This window comes from Arenimonas metalli CF5-1 (genome assembly GCF_000747155.1).
Taxonomy (GTDB): Bacteria; Pseudomonadota; Gammaproteobacteria; order Xanthomonadales; family Xanthomonadaceae; genus Arenimonas; species Arenimonas metalli.
Genome location: NZ_AVCK01000057.1, coordinates 1 through 1,096 on the forward strand (window position 1 = coordinate 1; position 1,096 = coordinate 1,096).

The following is a 1,096-nucleotide window of genomic DNA, read 5'->3' on the forward strand; positions in this document are numbered from 1 at the left end:
GTTCGTCTCCTACCTCGAGCACCGCGGCATCGCCGGCGAGACCTATCGTCGCGACCATGATGTGGAGTCGCTATTCACCCTGGTGGGGCGCGGCGATGTCGCGGGCGTGAGCCGGCTGCTTGATCGCCTGAAGACCGACTTCAATGGCGACCTGTTCGAGCCGGGCGCGAAGACCGAGCTGTTCTGGAACAAGCTGCCTGCAGCCGCGATTTCGCGCCTGCACGCCTTCCTGCGCCGCGTGGACCTGGTCTCCGACCAGCAGGACTTCTGGAAATACGACTTCCGCTTCATTCCGGTCGAGCTGATCTCGGGCATCTACGAGTCGTTCCTGGCGGATGACAAGCGCGATGTCGGGGCGTACTACACCCCGCGCCACCTGGCGATGCTGGTGGTGGACCTGGCCTTGTCGAAGTCGACCAACCTCCTGTCCGAGCGTATCTACGACGGCGCCTGCGGCTCGGGCATCTTGCTGACGACGGCCTATCGGCGGCTGCTGGGCAAGGCCGAAGCGCAGGCCGGCCGGACGCTGGGCTTCGCCGAGCGGGTAAATCTGCTCAAGAGCAGCATCTTCGGATCGGATCTCAATCTGTCGGCCTGCCGGGTGACCGCGTTCAGCCTGTACTTGTCGGTGCTGGAGGGACTCGACCCGTCGGATCTCGCGATCCTGACCGCGCAAGGGTCCTCGCATCTGCCCAAGCTGGTGGGCCATAACCTGCAGGGCGGCGCCGAAGGCGACTTCTTCTCGCAGGCCAATCCCCGCTTCAAGACCCCCGACTGCAGCATTTTCTTGTCCAACCCGCCCTGGGTCGAACCCAAGAAGAACGTGGTGCTCTCGAGCGATACGTGGGCCAAGGCCAAGGGGTTCGACATCCCCCGGCGTCAGACGGCCGGCGCGTTCATCTTGCGCGCCCTGGAGTGCGTAACGCCGTCGGCCACGCTGTGCTTCATCCTCCCGGTCAGCATCCTGGCGGCGCCCAGCAGCCGCGCATTCATGCGCGAGGTGCTGGCGCGCTATGAGATCGAGACGCTGATCAACTTCGGCGACGTGCGCAAGCTCCTGTTCGCCGCGGCCCGCCAACCCTGCGTGGTGATGGTG

At 65.1% G+C, this 1,096-nt stretch carries 1 protein-coding gene; it reads left to right on the forward strand.

The features are described 5' to 3' along the window. Positions 1-1,096, forward strand: a 1,096-nt coding sequence (locus tag N787_RS12880; RefSeq protein WP_156969038.1) for an HsdM family class I SAM-dependent methyltransferase, incomplete at both ends; no start/stop codon positions are given.